This window comes from Clavibacter michiganensis subsp. tessellarius (assembly GCF_021922985.1).
Lineage (GTDB): Bacteria > Actinomycetota > Actinomycetes > Actinomycetales > Microbacteriaceae > Clavibacter > Clavibacter tessellarius.
In genome coordinates this window covers 2777916-2795232 of sequence record NZ_CP040788.1, presented here as the reverse complement: position 1 = coordinate 2795232, position 17317 = coordinate 2777916, and the positions used below count along the sequence as shown (strand labels likewise).

Genomic DNA, 17317 nt, shown 5'->3' with positions numbered 1-17317 from the left:
CGCACGCAGACAAACGCCGCGCCTACCGATACCTTAAAGCGCGAAGCAGAGGCCCGGTAGAAGTACACGCCTTTCCCGCTCAGTCCTCCACGCGCACGCGGAAGTGCCGCGCGAAGACCGGGCCGAGCCCCATGAGCTGGGTGGAGTCGAGCACGGCGCCGCGGAGGCCGTCCGGGGTGTCGAGATCGTGGATCTCGGCCCCGCGGAGGTCGAGGTGGGTGAGCGACGAGTCGGCGAGGTCGAGCGTGCCGATGGTGGTGCGCGCGAACGCGACGCGCATGCCGGACGTGCCGCGGAGGTCCAGCTCCTCGATGGCGCAGTCGGTGATGAGCAGGTCCGTGATCTTCGAGCCGCGCAGGTTCACGAAGCCGAGGCGGCAGTCGGCGATGTGCACCGACGAGAGCGACGCGTCGTAGAGCTCGGCGGATCCCACGCGCGAGCCCTCGAGGCGCACGTCGCGCATCCGGATCCGCGGCGCCTTCAGCACGGGCGCGTCGAGGCGGGAGGCGAGCACGTCCACGAGGCTCGCGGCCGTGAGGTCGGCCTCGTGCAGGCGGATGCGCTCGAGCGCGCACTCCTCGAACCCGATGTCGACGAGGTCGGCGTCCGAGAGGTCGGCGTCGGCGAAGCGCAGCCGCTCGAAGCTCGCGTGCGCGTCGAGGTCGGACGGGTCGCCGTCGGCGAGGCCCTCGAGCCGCGGGTCGCTGATGCGGGGCGGGAGGATGCGGGTCGATGCGGCCATGCGGTGCCTCCGGGTGCGGGTCGGTGCGGATCGGTGCGGGCGCCCGCCGCCGGCGGCGGGCCGCGCCCCACGCTACGGGAGGCCGCCGACGCGCCCGTCCGGTGTGCGCGCCGCATCAGCCGCACGCACCGCCGCGACCGCACGCACCGCCGCTGCGGCCCCGCGCCCTACTTCGGCTGCTCGATGCCCAGCGAGTTGCCGTCGGGATCCGTGATCCACGCCGACCAGACGCCCGCGTGGTCCGCGATGCCGTCGACGGTCCGCAGCTCGTCCGTGTCGTACTCCTCGGGGTGCACGCCGCGCTCCGCCAGCTGGTCGAGCTCGGCGCGGAGGTCGCGCACCTTCCACGACGCCTTCGTCTGCTCGTCCTTCGAACCCACGGTGCTCGACGTGACGGTGAGGTCGGTGCCGCCGGAGCGGTAGGTGATCGCCGACTCGGACTCCTCCGCGACCTCGAGCCCCAGGGCCTCGGCGTAGAAGCGGCGTGATGCGGCCATGTCCCGCGTGAGCAGGACGACGCCGACGGGGTGCTCTCCGAGCATGGTGGCCTCGCGTTCCCGCCGCCCGGGTGGCGGCTCCCCTCGACCGTACGCGCGCGGCGGGGGCGCGGCCCGAACTGGGTACCTGACAGCGACGGGGAGCGCGCGATAGGCATGACCCGGGCCGCACCGAGGCGGCCGGAGATCAGGAGCACCATGCAGCACGCACGTCGTCGAGCCCTCGTCGGGCTCCTCTCCCTGGCCCTCGTGGCCTCCGCGCAGGCGGGACTCGCCACGGGCGCATCCGCAGCCCCCGCATCCGGATCCGAGGCCGCCGCCGCCCCGGCCGCGCTCGCGTTCACCGCCGCGCCCGCGCCCACCGTCACGGGCACGACCGAGGTCGGCTCGACGCTCACGGCCGTCACCGGCACGTGGACCCCGACCCCCGGCACCTTCCTGTACCGCTGGTCGCGCGACGGCGTCGCCATCCAGGGCGCGACCCGGGCGACGTACGCGCTCGTCGCGGCCGACCAGGGGAAGCGGATCACCGTCTCCGTCACCGCGGTCAAGACCCGCTACCCGTCGACCACCCGCACGAGCGAGCCGACCGCCCCGGTCGCGCCGAAGGGCGGCGCGCCCGTCGCGGCCCTGCCGTTCACCTCCGCGCCCGTGCCGACCCTGTCCGGATCCGTGACCGTCGGCGGCACCGTCACGGCCGTCCCCGGCACCTGGTCGCCCACCCCGCGCCTCGCGTACCAGTGGTTCGCCGGATCCGCGCCCATCGCCGGCGCGACCTCCTCCACCTACTCGCCCGTCGCCCAGGACCTCGGCAAGACGCTCACCGTCTCGGTCGCGGCGTTCCGCGACGGGTACGCGACCACCACGCGCATGAGCGCGGGCGCGACCGTCACGCAGGGCACCTTCCCGGAGCGCACCTTCGTCATCCGCGGCGACGCGCGCGTGGGCGAGCACCTCGACGTGGCGAACGAGACGTTCTCCTACGAGGCGACCCAGACGGTCACCTGGGCCGCCGACGGCGTCACGATCCCCGGCGCCACGACGGTGCGCTACCAGCCCGTCGTCGCCGACATCGGCAAGCGCATCACGGCCACGATCACCGGCTCGGCCCCCGGCTTCGCGACGGAGACCCGCACGACCACGCCCACGGCGCCGGTCGTCGCCGCCGACACCCCGCCGGCCGTCGCGACCGGCGTCGTCGCCGGCCGCGCCTTCCTCGGATCCGTCGCCGACGCGAACCTCCTGGGCGACGGCGAGGTGACGGCGTACCGCGAGTCCGACGGCGTCGGCTGGTCCGCTCCGCTCGTGGACGGGTCCTTCGAGGTGACGGGCCTGGCGCCCGGGGAGTACACGCTCGTCGTGGGGTCCGTCGTCGACGGGACGTACGTCAGCCAGTTCTACCGCGCACCCGGGGACGCCGCGACGGCCACCCGGTTCACCGTCGCGAACGACCGCACCGTGCGGCTCGACGTGGTCGTCGAGACCGGCGCCTCGATCAGCGGCACGATCACGACGAGCGACGGGAAGCCCGCCTTCGGCTCCGAGGTCGAGGTGTTCCGCGCCCGAGGCGGCGTGGTCGCGTCCATCCGCACCGACGAGTCCGGCGCGTTCCTCATCACGTCCCGCGACCTCACGCCCGGCCAGTACGAGGTGCGCATCAGCGCCCCCTTCGTGAACCCCGAGGGCTACATCGGCGAGTGGTACGGCGACACCGACGACCGGAACAAGGCCACGCGGATCACGGTCGTCGGCAAGGAGGCGATCACCGGGATCGACGCCGAGCTCATCCTCGGCAGCCGCCTCGAGGGCATCGTGCGGAAGCCCAACACGGTCGGCTACGCGGGAGCGGACGTCTACCTCGTGCCCGAGACCGCCGCGCTGCTCGGCAGCGACCCGCGCACCGGGACCCTCGGGCGCACGGACGCATCCGGCCGCTTCGACTTCCAGAAGATCACGCCCGGCCGCTACTACGTGTACGTCGCGCCGAACCGGTACGAGGCACCGTCCTACGCCCCGCGCTGGGTCGGCGGCACCGGCACGCTCGCGACCGCGACCGTCCTCACCGCCCGCCGCGGCGCGGACCTCGCGCCCCTCGACGTGACGCTCCGCCAGGACGCCTCCGTGACCGCGCGCCTCGTCGGCGTGACGGCTCCCGGCTTCGAGGACTACGCGACCGTCGAGCTGCTGCAGGACGGGGTCGTGAAGGGCACCAGCGGCGCATCCCGCACCTCCCCGGCCTTCGTGGCGAACGTGGAGCCGGGCACCTACCGCGTCCGGGTCTCGTACTACCGCGACTTCGCGCCGGTCCCGACCTGGTGGGCCGGCGGCACGGGCGCCGACCGCTCGCAGCTCGTCGTGGGCGCGGACCGCAGCGTGAGCATCGCGGTGCGCGCGGCGCCGGGCACGGGCATCGCGGGGTAGTCAGCTCGATCCCGGGAGCCCGCGCGCGTCGACGTCACGTCGGTGAGCGCGGGCTCTCGTGCTCCCCCGGGCGGCGCGGGCCGGCGCGCGCCCGCCGGATGTCCGGATCCGCCCCGATCGCGCCCCCGAGGCCCCCGATCCCGAACGGGGTACGGGACAGCGCGGGCGCGACGGGGTAAGCATGGCCGACGGCCGCGACAGGAGCGGCCGCGGAGCCGAGGAGCACCATGGCCGCCGCACGCCGACGAGGCCTCGTCGGCCTCCTCGCCCTCGCCCTCGTCGTCTCGTCGCAGGCGGGCCTCGCGACCGGCGCGTCCGCCACCGATGCGCGCGTCGCGCCCGCAGCCGCATCCGCCGCCGCTCCCGCCGCTCCCGCCGCTCCCGCCGCCGCCGCGCGCGCCGCCGCGAAGGTCGCGGCATTCACCACCGCGCCGCTGCCCGTCATCACCGGCACCGCCCGGGTCGGCTCGGCGCTCTCCGTCGCCACCGGCGCCTGGTCGCCGCAGCCGGACACCCTCACCCTCGTCTGGAAGCGCAACGGCGTCGCGATCGCGGGCGCCACCGGATCCGCGTACACGCTCGTGGCCGCCGACCTCGGGCGCCGGATCACGGTCACGGCCACCGCGGTCAAGGCCGGCTACGCCTCCCTCGCGAAGACGAGCGCCGCCACCGCCACCGTGCTCGCCGCCCCCGCACCCACGGCGTTCGCGGTCGCGCCCAAGCCCACGATCGTCGGCACGCCCACGGTCGGCACGCCGCTGACGGCCGCGCCCGGCGCCTGGTCCCCCGCGCCCACGGCGTTCGCCTACCGCTGGCTCGTCAACGGGGTCGCGGTCGCCGGCGAGACCGGCGCGACCTTCGCGCCGCGCGCGGTCGACGCCCGCAAGCGCGTCACCGTCACTGTCACGGCCACGCGCGACGGCTACGCCACGACCGCCCGGACGAGCGTGGCGAGCGCCGTCGTGCTCGCCGCGCCGGTCGTCGTCCCCGGCAAGTTCACGTCGATCCCCGCGCCCACGATCTCCGGCACGGCCCAGGTCGGCGCGACGCTCACCGCTGCCCCCGGCGCCTGGGCCCCCGCGCCCGCCGCCTTCGCCTACCGCTGGTGGGCGAACGGCGTGGCGATCTCCGGCGAGACCTCCGCCGCGTACACCGTGCGCGCCGCGGACCTCCGGAAGCGGATCACGGTCACCGTCACCGGATCGCTCCCCGGCTACACGACCGCGGCGAAGACCAGCGTCGCGACGGCCGCCGTCGTCGCGGCTCCCGTCGCGAAGCCCTTCGCGGTCGCCCCGGTCCCGACCATCGCCGGCGCACCCGTCGTCGGAGGCGCGCTCACGGCGACGCCCGGCACGTGGTCCCCCGCCGCGACCTTCGCCTACCGCTGGGATGCGGGGACGACGCCGATCCCCGGCGCCACCGGCCCGACCTACGCGCCGGTCGCCGGCGACGTCGGCCAGGCCCTGCGCGTCACGGTCACCGCGACCGCGGCGGGCTACGTCACCACGAGCCGGACGATCGCGGCGACCGCCGTCGTCGTCGCGGCGGACGCGCCACCCGAGGAGGTCCCGGCCGCGCAGGTGACCGGCGGCGTCCGGCTCGACGTCCCGGATCCGGGCGCGCCCGCGCCCACGGGCAGCGTCGAGCTCGTCGACCCCGACCGCCGCGAGGTCGTCGCCGCCTCCGACCTCGTCGACGGCGCCTTCGCATTCCCGGAGGTCGACCCGGGCGAGTACACGCTCCGCGCGCTCGTCGAGGTCGACGGCGAGACGGTCGAGCAGTACCTCGGCCCGACCCGCGATCGCCTCGCGGCCCGCACGTTCGCCGTGCAGCAGGGCGCCGCCGTCGAGGTCGACATGGTCGTGGTGCGCCCGACCACCGTGGGCGGCACGGTCACGGCGTCCGACGGGTCCCCGGTCGCGGGCGCGCGGGTGTCCCTCGTCGCGGCCACCGACGCGGACTTCGCCGGCGGATCCGCGACCACCGACGCCGCCGGCCGCTACACCGTCCGCGACGTGGATCCCGGCGGCTACCGCGTGCGCGTCGCCGCCCCCACCCCGAACCCGGCCGGCCTGCTCGGCGAGTGGTACGGCGGCACGGCGGACGAAGCGTCCGGCGCCATCGTGACCGTCTCGGCGACGGACCGCCGGGTCGTCGGCATCGACGCGGTCCTGGATGCGGGCGCGCGCCTCCGCGGCGTCGTCCGGGACGCCGCCGGGAACGGGATCGCGGACGCCACCGTGCACCTCGTGCCCACGGACGACGCCGTCGACGGCGTCGAACCCGTGACCGGTCGCGAGGCGACCACGGACGCGTCCGGCGCGTTCGAGATCACCGGGATCCTGCCGGGCGACCACCAGGCGTTCGTCGCGATCGACCGCGAGTCCGCTCCCCTCTACGTCTCCCGCTGGGTCGGCGGGACCGGCACGCGGGCGACCGCGACGGTCTTCCGCGCCGTCGCGGGGGCGGCGCTGCCGAGTCCCGTGATCGTGCTCGCCGTGAGCCCGTCCGTCACGGCCCGCGTCACCGGCCTCGCCGCCGCCGGCTGGGACGCGGACCTCGCGCTCGTCACCCTCTCGCAGGGCGGGATCGTGCGGCACGCCGCGTACGCCCGAGACGGCGACGCCGCCTTCCTCGAGGACGTGGCGCCGGGCGTCTACCGCGTCGACGTGACGTACTCCCGGGGCGCCGCCCGCGACACGCGCGCGTGGACCGGCGGCGTGCGCGCCGACCGGTCGGAGGTCGTGGTCGGCGCCGGCGAGTCGGTGGCGATCACGATCGCGGCGCCCGCGCGGGTCATCGCCGGCGCGGCCGCCGCCCGCTGACGGCGGGCGTCGCCCCTCCCGCCCCGGACGGCTGCCCGACGTCGCGGCAGCGCACCCCGCTACGCGTTGTCGTCGCCGGTGTCGATCGCCGTCTGCCGCGACGGGTCCGCGAACGGCAGCCCCTCCGCGCCCGAGACGTCGGCCATGTCCTCGCCGAACTGACGGGTGTGGACCCGGTGCGCGATCCGCTCGTCGTCCATCCGCTGCGACAGCGCCGCGTAGGTGGTCTCGAGGTGCGGCACGCGCCGGATAACGTCCATCACGAGCCGGAACCGGTCGAGGTCGTTGAGCATCAGCATGTCGAACGGCGTGGTCGTGCCGCCCTGCTCGACGAACCCGCGCACGTGGATGTTCGCGTGGTTCGCGCGCCTGTAGGTCAGGCGGTGGATGAGCGACGGGTAGCCGTGGAACGCGAACACGACGGGCTTGTCGCGCGTGAACAGCGCGTCGAACGAGCCGTCGTCGAGGCCGTGCGGGTGCTGCGTGGAGTCCTGCAGCCGCATCAGGTCGACCACGTTGACGAAGCGCACGCGCAGCTGCGGGATCTCCTCCTTGAGGATCTGCACCGCCGCCATCGCCTCGACCGTCGGGATGTCGCCCGCGCACGCCACCACCACGTCGGGCTCGAGCCCCGGCACCTCGGTGCCCGCCCACTCCCACACGCCCACGCCGCGCTCGCCGTGCGCGCGCGCCTCCTCGAGCGAGAGGAGCGTCGCGGTCGGCTGCTTGCCCGCGACGACGACGTTGATCAGGTCGGTGCCGCGCAGGCAGTGGTCCATCGTCACGAGCAGCGAGTTCGCGTCGAACGGCAGGTAGACGCGCACGATGGACGCCCGCTTGTTCACGACGTGGTCGAGGAAGCCCGGGTCCTGATGCGAGAAGCCGTTGTGGTCCTGCCGCCACACGTGCGAGGAGAGCAGGTACGTGAACGACGCGACCGGCCGCCGCCACTCCACCTTCGAGCTGGACTCGAGCCACTTCGCGTACTGGTTGAACATCGAGTCGACGACGTGGATGAACGCCTCGTACGAGGTGAAGAGCCCGTGCCGCCCGGTGAGGAGGTAGGCCTCGAGGAGCCCCTGCGTGAGGTTCTCGTTGAGGATCTCGATGACCCGCCCCTGGTGCGCGAGGTGCTCGTCCACCGGCAGCACCTCGCCCTGCCACGCCTTCGCCGTCACCTCGTAGACGTCGTCGAGCCGGTTGCTCGACGTCTCGTCGGGGCCGAAGATCCGGAAGTCGAGCGGGTTGCGCGCGATCACGTCGCGCAGCCACCCGCCGAGCACGCGCGTGGGCTCGGCGAGCGCGCCGCGGCCCTCGCTGAGGTCCACGGCGTTGACCTCGAGCGGCGGGAGCGCGAGGTCGCGGCGGAGCAGGCCGCCGTTCGCGTGCGGGTTCGCGCTCATCCGCCGGTCGCCCTCGGGCCGGTTCGGCTGGAGCGCGGGCGTCGGCCGGCCGTCGCGGTCGAAGAGCTCGTGCGGGCGGTAGCTCTCGAGCCACTCCTGCAGCTGCCGGAGGTGGTCGTCGTCGTCGCGCACGCCGGAGAGCGGCACCTGGTGCGCGCGCCACGTGCCCTCGACCTGCTTGCCGTCGACCTCCTTGGGGCCGGTCCACCCCTTGGGCGTGCGGAGGATGAGCATCGGCCACGCCGGTCGCTCCTCGCTGCCGCCCGTGCGGGCGGCCAGCTGGATCCGGCTGATGTCGTCGAGCGCCTCCGCGAGCGCCAGCGCGAACCGCTCGTGCACGGCGAAGACGTCCTCGCCGTCGAAGCCGCCCGAGACGATGCGCGGGGAGTACCCGTACCCCGTGAAGAGCGCGAGCAGCTCCTCCTCCGGGATGCGCGCGAGCACCGTCGGGTTCGCGATCTTCCAGCCGTTGAGGTTGAGGATCGGCAGCACCGCCCCGTCCGACTCCGGGTCGAGGAACTTGTTGAGGTGCCAGCTGGAGGCGAGCGTCGCGGTCTCCGCCTCGCCGTCGCCGATCACGCAGGAGACCACGAGGTCGGGATTGTCGAGCGCCGCGCCGTACGCGTGCACGAGCGAGTAGCCGAGCTCGCCGCCCTCGTTGATGGATCCGGGCGTCTCCGGCGCCGCGTGCGACGGCACCCCGCCCGGGAACGAGAACTGGCGGAACAGGTGCCGCAGCCCTGTGCGATCCGGCGTCGCCGCCGAGAACAGCTCCGAGTACGTGCCGTCGAGGTACGCGTTCGCGACCATGCCGGGGCCGCCGTGGCCGGGGCCGGCGATGTAGATCATGTCGAGGTCGCGCTCGACGATGACCCGGTTGAGGTGCGCGTAGACGAAGTTCAGCAGCGGGGTCGTGCCCCAGTGGCCGAGGAGACGCGGCTTGATGTCGTCGCGCGTGAGCGGGCGCTCGAGCAGCGGGTCGTCCAGCAGGTAGATCTGGCCGACGGAGAGGTAGTTGGCGGCGCGCCACCAGCCGTCGACGACGTCGAGGTAGAGGGGCGCGGACGGGTCTCGGGGTGCGGTATCGGAGGCCATGAGTCAGCCTACGGCGGTGGGTGCGCGGTGTCCCGGGTGGAGGGCAGACGGACGGTCGACGACCAGCGGCGCGGGCGCCGGTCACCGCACGCAGACCGACTCGGCCGAGAGGTGGAGGCCGTCGGAGGCGCCGCGGATGCTCGCCGAGGCGACCCCGTCGGCGCGGCCGTCGCCCGCCTTCCAGTAGTCACGGCCCATCGCGCGTCCTCCGGGGGCGAACCCGGCGTCCGTCCACGAGCGCGTGATCGCGTCGAACGGGGGCTGCGGCTCGTCCATCACGGTGAAGATCGGGATGAGCACGCTGCCCGTCGCCTGCGTCGCCGCGGAGCCGTCCTCGCACTGCGTCGCGACCGTGGTCACCTCGGCGGGCACGCCCGTGGTGGCGGCCGCGGCCTCGAGGAAGGCGCGCACGCCCGCCTCCTGTTCGCTGACGTCGACGAGGTCAAGCGGTGGCGCGGGCGTCGTCGGGGCGGCCGGGGTCGAAGGCTGGGACCGGTCCGGCAGGTCGTCCGGCGCCGGCGAGCCGAGCGGCAGGCCGAGCCAGCCCGTGACGTCCGCGCCCGTGCCCGTCTCGCGGTCCGCGGAGTACGGGGCGCGCACGAAGAGGATCAGCCGTGGCGCCGTGCCCGCGTCCGCCGCCTCGTCGGGTGTCGCGGCGAGCGCGGTGGCCACCCCCACGGGATCCTCGGTCTCCACCGAGACCGCGCCGCGCATCTGCGCGGACCCCAGCGTGGCCGTGATCTCCGAGACGTCCGACCGCGCCTCGAGCCGGTCCAGCTGATCGAGGAGGGCCGGAGCGGGTGCGGTCGCCGACACGTCGACGCTCGTCGTGCCGCGCCGGATCGCCACCGCGCCGTCGCCGAGGGACGGCCGGAGGAGGTGCGCCGCCGCCCGGATCGTCGTGCCCTCCCGGAGCTCGACGGAGCGGCCGTCGCCGGTGACGTCCACGGAGGAGACCACCGGGATCCGCCGCCACACCTCCGCGATCTCCCAGGCCGCCGGGACCTGCAGGTCGAGCCGCACGGGCGCCGTCCCGTCCCCCGCGGGGAGCGCGAGCGACGCGACCAGCTCCGCCTGCGTGACCCCGTCGCCCAGGGCGCGCTGGACGGCGCCGGCGACCGCGGGATCCGGGGTGTCGGCGGTCACGTCGACCCGCGCGATCCACGTGTCCGGGCCGTCGCTGTAGTCGGTCGAGCGCAGCGAGGTCTCGACGTCCGCGATCCCGTCCACCGCCGCGATGCGCACGCGCATCGCCTCCAGTGACGTGACCGCCGACTCGGGCGGCTGCGGGAACCACGAGCACCCGCTCAGCAGGGAGGCGACGAGCACGGCCGCCGCCACGGCACCGGCCCGTCGGCGGAGCGCTCGGATCGTCATGCCTCCACGCTAGGGACGGCGCCCGGCGGCGGCGTCCCTCGCAGGCATCACCGGCATGCCCCGGGAGGCTGGCGTGCGCGCGGTCGGCCGCACGCCCTGAGGAGGATCGACCCGCCCGACCCCCGCGACCCCCTACTGTCTCCACGATCCGACCGGGATGGACCGCGCGGACGCCTGAGATGCCCGGAGGCACCGTGACCCCCCTGCTCCCCCGACGCCGCACCCGCTCCACCGCCATCACCAGCGCCTTCGTCCTGGCCTTCGCCTGCGCCGTGGCGCTGGCGGGCCCCGTGACCGCCCATGCCGACGGCGCCGGGGAGGTCTCCGAGATCACCGTCCCCCGCAACGACGTCACCGGCTTCGGCGGCGGCACGATCTTCGCCCCGAAGGCGGACGCCGGCACGAAGCTGGGTGCCGTCGTCGTCACCCCGGGCTACAGCGACACGCAGGCCGACATGCGCTGGTACGGCACCGACCTCGCCGCCGCCGGCTTCGTGGTGTTCACCATCGACACGAACGGCACGCAGGATCCGCCCCAGGCTCGCGCGAACGAGATGCTCGCGGCCTCCGACTACCTCACCGGCTCGAGCGCCGTGGCCGACGAGGTCGACCCCGCGCGCGTCGCCGAGCTCGGCTACTCCATGGCGGGCGGCGGCGTGCTGGCGGCCGCCGAGGCGCGGCACACGCTGAAGGCCGTGATCGCCCTGATGCCCTTCGACGTGCGCGTCAACTACACGAGGGTCACCACGCCGTCCCTGATCATCACCGGCCAGTCCGATCACGTGGCATTCCCCTTCCTCATGGGCAAGCGGATGTACCGGTCGCTCCCGGGGGCCACCCCCAAGGAGTACCTCGAGCTCCGGGGAGCCGGGCACGGCGCGGGCGAGCGCACCCCGAACGACACCATCCGCACGGCCGTCACGACGTTCCTCGACCGCTACCTGAACGACGACGAGTCGGTCAGCATCTGCCCGGCGCCCGCGGCCACGGGCCCGATCAGCGCGTCGATGGCCTACTGCGGCTGATCCGCGTCCGCCGGATCAGGTCTCGTAGCGCCGGAGCTCCGTCTCCGCCTGCAGCGCGATCTCCCGCAGCCCCTCCATCGGCACCGACGAGGCGGCGCGGGTCCGCCGGTCCAGCAGGCAGAAGGTCCCGATGGGCTCGCCGTCCGAGGAGTGCAGCGGGTAGCCGGCGTAGAAGTCCATGCCCGTGATGTCGATGAACGGGTTGCCGGCGAACCGCGGGTCGCGCTGCGCGTCCGGCACGACGAGCGCGTCGTCGGCCTCGACCACGGTGGCGCAGTACGCGATGTCGCGCGGGATCGAGAAGGGCAGCCGGTCGGTGTTCATCGCGTACCAGAGGCGGTCGCCGTCGAGGAGGCTCACGACCGCCACGTCGACGTCGAAGCGCTCCTGCGCGACGCCCGCGAGGCGCTGCAGCTCTTCGGATCCGCCGTGCCGCGCCTGCTCCACGAGCCGCGCCGTGCCGGCCCACTCGTAGGCCGGCTCGGTCGGCGAGTACGGCGCCCGGCTCGCGCCCTCCGCCTCCCGCACGTCGGCCAGCAGCGGCGCGGCGGCGTCCGCGATCTCCCGCGCCCAGCTCCGGTAGACCCGCGACGACCCGAGCGGCCGGTCGTCCTCCAGCTCGGGGGCGCCGAGCGAGGAGTACGACGCCCGCGGGGTCAGCTCCACGACCTCCCGCGCCTCGTGGTCGAGCCGCCGGGCGTGGCGCTGCGCGATCCCGCCGAGGGCGCTGTCGTACGGCGTCACCGAGCGCACGGGCTGCATGCCGGCCACGAGGATCCGCGCCGAGGGACGCATGCCGGCGACCAGCGCGTCCATCAGCTCGGCGAAGCGCTCCCGCCACACGGGCACCCGGGTGAGGCGCACGGCGTCGTTGATCCCGAGCACCAGCACCACGACGTCGTACGCGGCGACGTCGTGGTCGCCCACCCAGGCGAGGGCGGAGGAGACGTTCATCGTCTCGTCGCCGATGAAGGTGACGGCGCACGGCCGCTCGGTGCGCGCGGTCACGGCGCGGCCGAGGTGCCCGGTGAGCGCGAGCTCGTGGGTGACGACGCCCCAGCCGTGCGCGGGGCCGTTGCCGATGAGGAGGACGGCGTCCGGATCCGGGCCCTCGACGGCGATCGACGCCGCGTCGACGGGCTTCGGCACTCCGCCGGAGTCCGCCATCGCGCGCGCGTAGAACGCGCGCATCACCGGCCTGAGCAGCTCGTAGGCGTGCATCGCATCCCCCCGGACACTCGGATGTCGGCGCTCCCACCCGAGGCGCTCCTGCAGCGTGAGCCACCCCGGATCACCGCCGCGACGGCCTCGGCGCGTCTCGGGAACGCGCGGCCAGCCCCTCCATGCAACCACGCGCGCGGCGGGGAGGTCGAGGGATCCGGCCCGGCCCGCGCAGACGGGGGCGCAGCGATCGTCTCGCCGACGCGAGCCGCACCGCCCCGCGACTCGTCCCCGGTCGACCCGGACGCGCCGACGGCGCCGCCTCCCGGAGGAGACGGCGCCGCGGGATCGATGACGGTCACTCACTGCCTGACGACGGAGACCTCCTGGGTGACGGACGCCTGGAAGCCGAAGACCAGGACGCACACGAGGGCGACGGCTCCGGTGATCGCGAACATGGCGAACAGCGCCCTCGTCGTCCCGCGGGTGGCCGTCGCCCTGATGACGTTCGCGAGGACCAGCGCCCCGCCCACGGGGAGGAACAGGACGGAGGCGACGATCGTCGCGAGGCCCTGGACGACGACGAGCGCGGTGAGCCAGCCGGATGCGGACGCGTCGAGTGCGGTGGTCGTCGCGGGTGGCCTCGATGGTCCGGCGGACATCGGCGCTCCTTCGGCAGGGGACGTCGTCGACATGGATCACCCGATCGGGATCACGGCGCCGATCATCGAGCATCCCGGGGATCAGCGAAGCCGTCCTCCCCAGGGCCGGTTCCCCATGGATGCCCGGGCACGCCGACGGCGCCGCCTCCTGCAGGAGACGGCGCCGCCGCGTAGTTCACGCTGACGCGGATCAGGCCGTCTTCGTCGGCCCGTAGAACGCCTCGATGTCGGCGAGCTCGCGCTCGGCCGTCTCCTGGATCAGCGCCATCAGGTCCGTGTCGAGGCCCGGCGCGAACTCCTCGAGCCGCTCCGGCGCGATGGTCGACGGGACGCCCTGCGGCGCCTGCTCGGTGGCCGTGAGGTCGGTGCCGTCGTTCGAGGGCGACGCGCCCTGGAAGATCCGGCCGGCCTCGCTCTTGCCGTCGAGGTCGAAGCTGTACTGCTTGCTCTGGAGCCCCAGGTCGATCAGCTTCTTGACCTCCGGGAACTGCTCCGCGTTGGTCTTCGGGATCGGCAGGAGCTTGCCCCAGTCGACGCCGAGCGTCTCGAGCGCCTTCGCGTACGCGTTCTCGTGCGCCTGGTCGCGCACGATGAGGTACGCGACGGTGGCGCGGGCGACGGGGTTGTCGGTCATCTCGTAGATGCGGCACTTCTGCAGGCGGCCGGTCGACTCGAGCATGACGTTGTAGAGCAGGTCGAGCGGGAGGTTGCCCGAGTTGTAGACGTAGCTGCCGCTCCACGGGTTGCCGGCGGAGTCGACGGGCAGCGCGCCCTGCGCGCCCACGAGGTGGTGGTGGATGTTGCCGTGGTCGAGCGCGATGCTCAGCGGCGTCGCCCCGCCCTTGCCCGGGGTGTCGAGCGGGTCGGTGAGCTTGCCGCTGTACTCGGGCGCGCCGTCGAGGAGGCGCGAGATGGTCGTGCCGATGAGCTCGACGTGGCTGATCTCCTCGGTGCCGACGCCCTGGATCAGGTCGCGGTACGGCTTCGCCGCCGCCCCGCGGAAGTTCATGGCCTGGAAGAGGTACTGCATCATCGTGCGCATCTCGCCGAACTGGCCGCCGAGGCCCTCCTGCAGCGCGTTGGCGGCGGCGGGGTCGGGCTCGCCGTCGGCGATCTCGTTGATCCAGGTCTGTGCGTGGAAGTACATAGGGGCTCCTATTTCTTCGTGCGGCGGAATCGCCGTCCCCTCCACCCTGCTCCGGGCACCGAGCGCTGACCGGATGCGCGGAGGGGGTTGCCAGGCACGAGGCGGTCGGGTACGCGGGAGCCGCCACCTCGGAGGATGCCGGAGGGCGCACTGCCGCCGCGCGGACGGAACGGAACGCGACGCGACGCGAGCCGCGTCCGCCGCCTCACCCGCGGGTCGCGTGGCCGGACGCCGGGATCCCGTCGGGCTCGATCGTCCAGGGGAGGCCCACGGCGGCCGACGAACGGGCGATGTCCTGCCGCTGGCAGTGGAGGTGCGGCTCCGTCGAGTTCCCCGAGTTCCCGCACTCGGCGATGACCTCGCCCGTGCGCACCCGGCCTCCCGGCCCCACCCGGACGCTCCCGCGCCGGAGGTGCGCGAGCACGAAGTGGCTGCCGTCGGCGAGGCGGAGGACCACGTGGTTGCCGAGCATCCCGCGCGCTCCGCGGAGCTCGCGCATGCCCGCCTCCACCGCGAACCACGTCGATCCGAGCGGCCCGCTCCTGCCGCGGTGGTCGCGCACGTCGGACACCGCGGCGACGACCTCGGCGTCCGCTGGGGCGAGGACCGGCAGCCCGAACGAGGCGTACGACCCCGGGGCGCGGAAGCTGCCGCGCCCCGCATCCGACGCGGACGGCGCCTCCTCCTGCGCCACCAGCAGGTCGACCGCGTACGTCTGGCCGAAGCCGTGCGTGCCATGGCTGGGGATGCGGTCGGTCGGCGAGTTGACCGCCGTCCAGCGTCCCTCCACGGGCGACGCCAGGGGGAGGACCGCGCCGCCGGCCGGGGGCGCCAGCACGGTCGCGGCGTAGCCCAGGGCGATGAGCGCGAAGCCGGCGGGGAGCATCCAGGCCATGGCCCGCAGGGGCGCGTCCGACGTCCGGTCGATGAGGGCCCAGAGCGCCGACGCCGCGACGAGGGCGATGCCGGCGAGCACGGAGGGGACGCGGCTCCGCGCCGCCGTGCGCGCGAGACCCGCGCTCATCCCGTCCCGCCCGCGTCGATCGTCGCCATGCCGTCGGCGTGCGCGACGAAGCCGGTCGGGGTCAGCTCGACGATGCTGTCGGCGACGTCGAGGATCCCGGACGCGTGGCTGGTGACGACGACCAGACGGTCAGCGGCCAGGTCGCGGGCGATCCCGAGCAGCTTCTCCGCGCCGGCCTGGTCGACGTTCGAGGTGAACTCGTCGAGGAGCAGGACCCCCGGGTCGGCGAGGAGGGCACGCGCGACGGCGAGGAGCCGCCGCTGTCCCCCGGACAGCTCGACGCCGCCCTCGCCGAGGGGCGAGTCCAGCCCGCCGGGGAGCCGGTCGACGAGCGCGCCCAGGCCGACCCGGCCGAGCATCTCCCGTCGACGGGCGTCGCTGTGGACGCCCGTGCCGATCTGCATGTTGTCGCGGATGCTCCCCGTCATCGGGGCGGCGTCCTGCTGCACCAGCACGACCCGCCGGCGGAGGTCCGCCACGGGCCAGTCGTCCACGTCCCGTCCGTCGACCAGGACGCGTCCGGCGCTCGGTCGCTGGAGGGCGCAGATGGACCAGAGGATCGTGCTCTTGCCCACCCCGTTCGGTCCGACGAGCGCGACGAGCCCCGGCGACGTGAACCGACCCGAGACGCCCGTCAGCAGCGGCTCCTGGTCGTCCCCGTGCCGCACCGCGAGGTCGCGGAGCTCGACGTCGGCCCGGAGCGCGCTCGTGCGGACGGCCGCGCCCTGCTCGGCCTCCACGCGCTCCTGCGGGAGCGCGCCCACCTCGCGCACGCGGGCCAGAGCCGCCCGGCACTGCGCGATCTCGCCGAACGCCGAGGAGGCCTGCACGAGCGGAGCGACGATGTAGAGGAGGTACATGAAGAAGGACACCATCGCGGCGGCGGTCAACGTCCCGGAGGCCACGAAGGCCGCTCCGGCGATCACGGCGACGGCGATGGCCGCCTGGGTGCCGACGTTCATCACCGGCGTGAGGACGGCCGTCCGGGTCAGGACCCGCACCCCGCTCCGCCGGGCGCGGTCGGCCCGGTCCGTGGCGTCGGCGTCGACCTGCTGCTCCAGGCCCGCCGCCTTGATGGTGACCAGGCTCGAGACCATGCGCTGCACGCCCTCGATGAACCCCGCCGTGTCCTCCTGGTTCTCCTTCGCCGCCCGCTGCACGCCGCGCGCGGTCCACCAGGCGACCCCGCCGAAGACCACGAGGACCGCGAAGGTGAGCAGGAACAGGGGCAGGTTGAGGAGCGCCATCGCGACGCCGCAGCCCACCACGAGCGTGAGCGAGGACAGCAGCGCCGGGAGGGCCCCCACGATCCACCCCTTGGCGAGCGCGGTGTCCACGACGAGGCGCGAGTACAGGTCACCCCGGTCGTAGCCGTGGACGGACGGCCAGTACCCGCGGAGGACCCGGGAGATGAGGTACGACCGCAGCCCGTACACGTAGCCCTCGCTCGCGCGGGCGAGCAGGAGCTGCGAGGCGACGGCGAGGAGCGCGTCCACCGCGAAGAGCGCCATCAGCGGGAGGACGGAGGCGAGGCCGAAGGTCCCGGCGGAGACGTCCGCGATGAGGCGCCCCGCGAGCAGGGGCTGGGCGAGGGTCACGACGGAGCCGAGCACCCCGAGCACGGTCCCGGCCGCGAGCGGCGCGCGACGGCCCTCGAGCCCCGCCGCGTCCACGCCTGCCGGGCGCGACGGGCCCGGACCGCGCGCGCCCGCGGAGGAGGGGTGCTCGGAGCCCTCCGTGCGGACGGTGGTCACCGCGACGATCCGCGACGCCGCCGCGGCCGCACGACCGCGTAGGCCACTGCCCCGGCGACCAGCGCGATGGCCGCCGCCACGGCGCCGTGCTGCGCCTGGCCGGTGCCGGCAGGTGCGTCGAACATCAGGAAGTAGATGGAGAAGACCATCATCGCGGTCACGATCCCGGTGGTGAATGCCATGC

Annotated in this window: 13 protein-coding genes; 3 read left to right on the top strand and 10 right to left on the bottom strand. The window is 74.5% G+C overall.

Features of this window, described 5'->3' with window-relative positions; all coding sequences use genetic code 11:
- Nucleotides 1-79: 79 nt before the first annotated feature.
- Together FGG90_RS13230 and FGG90_RS13225 are read right to left on the bottom strand one after the other, a co-directional pair.
- A complete protein-coding gene (locus FGG90_RS13230) occupies nt 80-742 on the bottom strand; it encodes a pentapeptide repeat-containing protein (RefSeq protein ID WP_094126541.1) in 663 nt (220 codons plus the stop codon).
- A gap of 167 nt (nt 743-909) precedes the next feature.
- The gene (locus FGG90_RS13225) at nt 910-1284 is read right to left on the bottom strand and encodes a VOC family protein (protein ID WP_094126542.1); all 375 of its coding nucleotides are present in this window, start codon (nt 1282-1284) and stop codon (nt 910-912) included.
- 153 nt (nt 1285-1437) lie between these two features.
- On the opposite strand from FGG90_RS13225, the gene FGG90_RS13220 reads away from it, so the two are divergent.
- Together FGG90_RS13220 and FGG90_RS13215 are read left to right on the top strand one after the other, a co-directional pair.
- Nucleotides 1438-3660: a carboxypeptidase regulatory-like domain-containing protein gene (locus FGG90_RS13220; protein WP_106408872.1), complete on the top strand. Its 2223-nt coding sequence runs from the start codon at nt 1438-1440 to the stop codon at nt 3658-3660.
- A gap of 227 nt (nt 3661-3887) precedes the next feature.
- Complete coding sequence (locus FGG90_RS13215) at nt 3888-6485, top strand: carboxypeptidase regulatory-like domain-containing protein (RefSeq protein ID WP_094126545.1); 2598 nt, start codon at nt 3888-3890, stop codon at nt 6483-6485.
- Between the two features lie 59 nt (nt 6486-6544).
- Here the strand turns inward: FGG90_RS13215 and FGG90_RS13210 are convergent, their stop codons facing one another.
- Nucleotides 6545-8983, bottom strand: a complete 2439-nt coding sequence (locus FGG90_RS13210; RefSeq protein WP_094126546.1) for a phosphoketolase family protein — start codon at nt 8981-8983, stop codon at nt 6545-6547.
- 81 nt (nt 8984-9064) lie between these two features.
- Nucleotides 9065-10360 carry a hypothetical protein gene (locus tag FGG90_RS13205; RefSeq protein ID WP_133065125.1) on the bottom strand — a complete coding sequence of 432 codons (1296 nt, stop codon included), beginning with the start codon at nt 10358-10360 and terminating at the stop codon, nt 9065-9067.
- A 194-nt stretch (nt 10361-10554) separates the two neighbouring features.
- Here FGG90_RS13205 and FGG90_RS13200 point away from each other — a divergent pair, with 194 nt between their 5' ends.
- A complete protein-coding gene (locus FGG90_RS13200) occupies nt 10555-11385 on the top strand; it encodes an alpha/beta hydrolase (RefSeq protein WP_133065126.1) in 831 nt (276 codons plus the stop codon).
- A 15-nt stretch (nt 11386-11400) separates the two neighbouring features.
- Here the strand turns inward: FGG90_RS13200 and FGG90_RS13195 are convergent, their stop codons facing one another.
- The 6 genes from FGG90_RS13195 to FGG90_RS13170 form a co-directional block, all read right to left on the bottom strand.
- Nucleotides 11401-12606, bottom strand: coding sequence for a GAF domain-containing protein (locus FGG90_RS13195; protein WP_106408873.1), 1206 nt, complete (start codon nt 12604-12606; stop codon nt 11401-11403).
- 302 nt (nt 12607-12908) lie between these two features.
- Nucleotides 12909-13208, bottom strand: a complete 300-nt coding sequence (locus tag FGG90_RS13190; protein WP_106408874.1) for a hypothetical protein — start codon at nt 13206-13208, stop codon at nt 12909-12911.
- Nucleotides 13209-13398: 190 nt separating this feature from the next.
- Nucleotides 13399-14355, bottom strand: coding sequence for a manganese catalase family protein (locus FGG90_RS13185; protein ID WP_094126550.1), 957 nt, complete (start codon nt 14353-14355; stop codon nt 13399-13401).
- 205 nt (nt 14356-14560) lie between these two features.
- Nucleotides 14561-15379 (bottom strand): M23 family metallopeptidase, encoded by an 819-nt coding sequence (locus FGG90_RS13180; RefSeq protein ID WP_094126551.1) that lies wholly within the window; start codon nt 15377-15379, stop codon nt 14561-14563.
- The gene (locus FGG90_RS13175; RefSeq protein ID WP_094126552.1) at nt 15376-17133 is read right to left on the bottom strand and encodes an ATP-binding cassette domain-containing protein; all 1758 of its coding nucleotides are present in this window, start codon (nt 17131-17133) and stop codon (nt 15376-15378) included. The genes FGG90_RS13180 and FGG90_RS13175 overlap by 4 nt, the downstream gene beginning before the upstream one ends.
- Complete coding sequence (locus FGG90_RS13170; RefSeq protein ID WP_094126553.1) at nt 17130-17315, bottom strand: hypothetical protein; 186 nt, start codon at nt 17313-17315, stop codon at nt 17130-17132. Before FGG90_RS13170 ends, FGG90_RS13175 begins: the two co-directional genes overlap by 4 nt.
- Between the last annotated feature and the right edge of the window lie 2 nt (nt 17316-17317).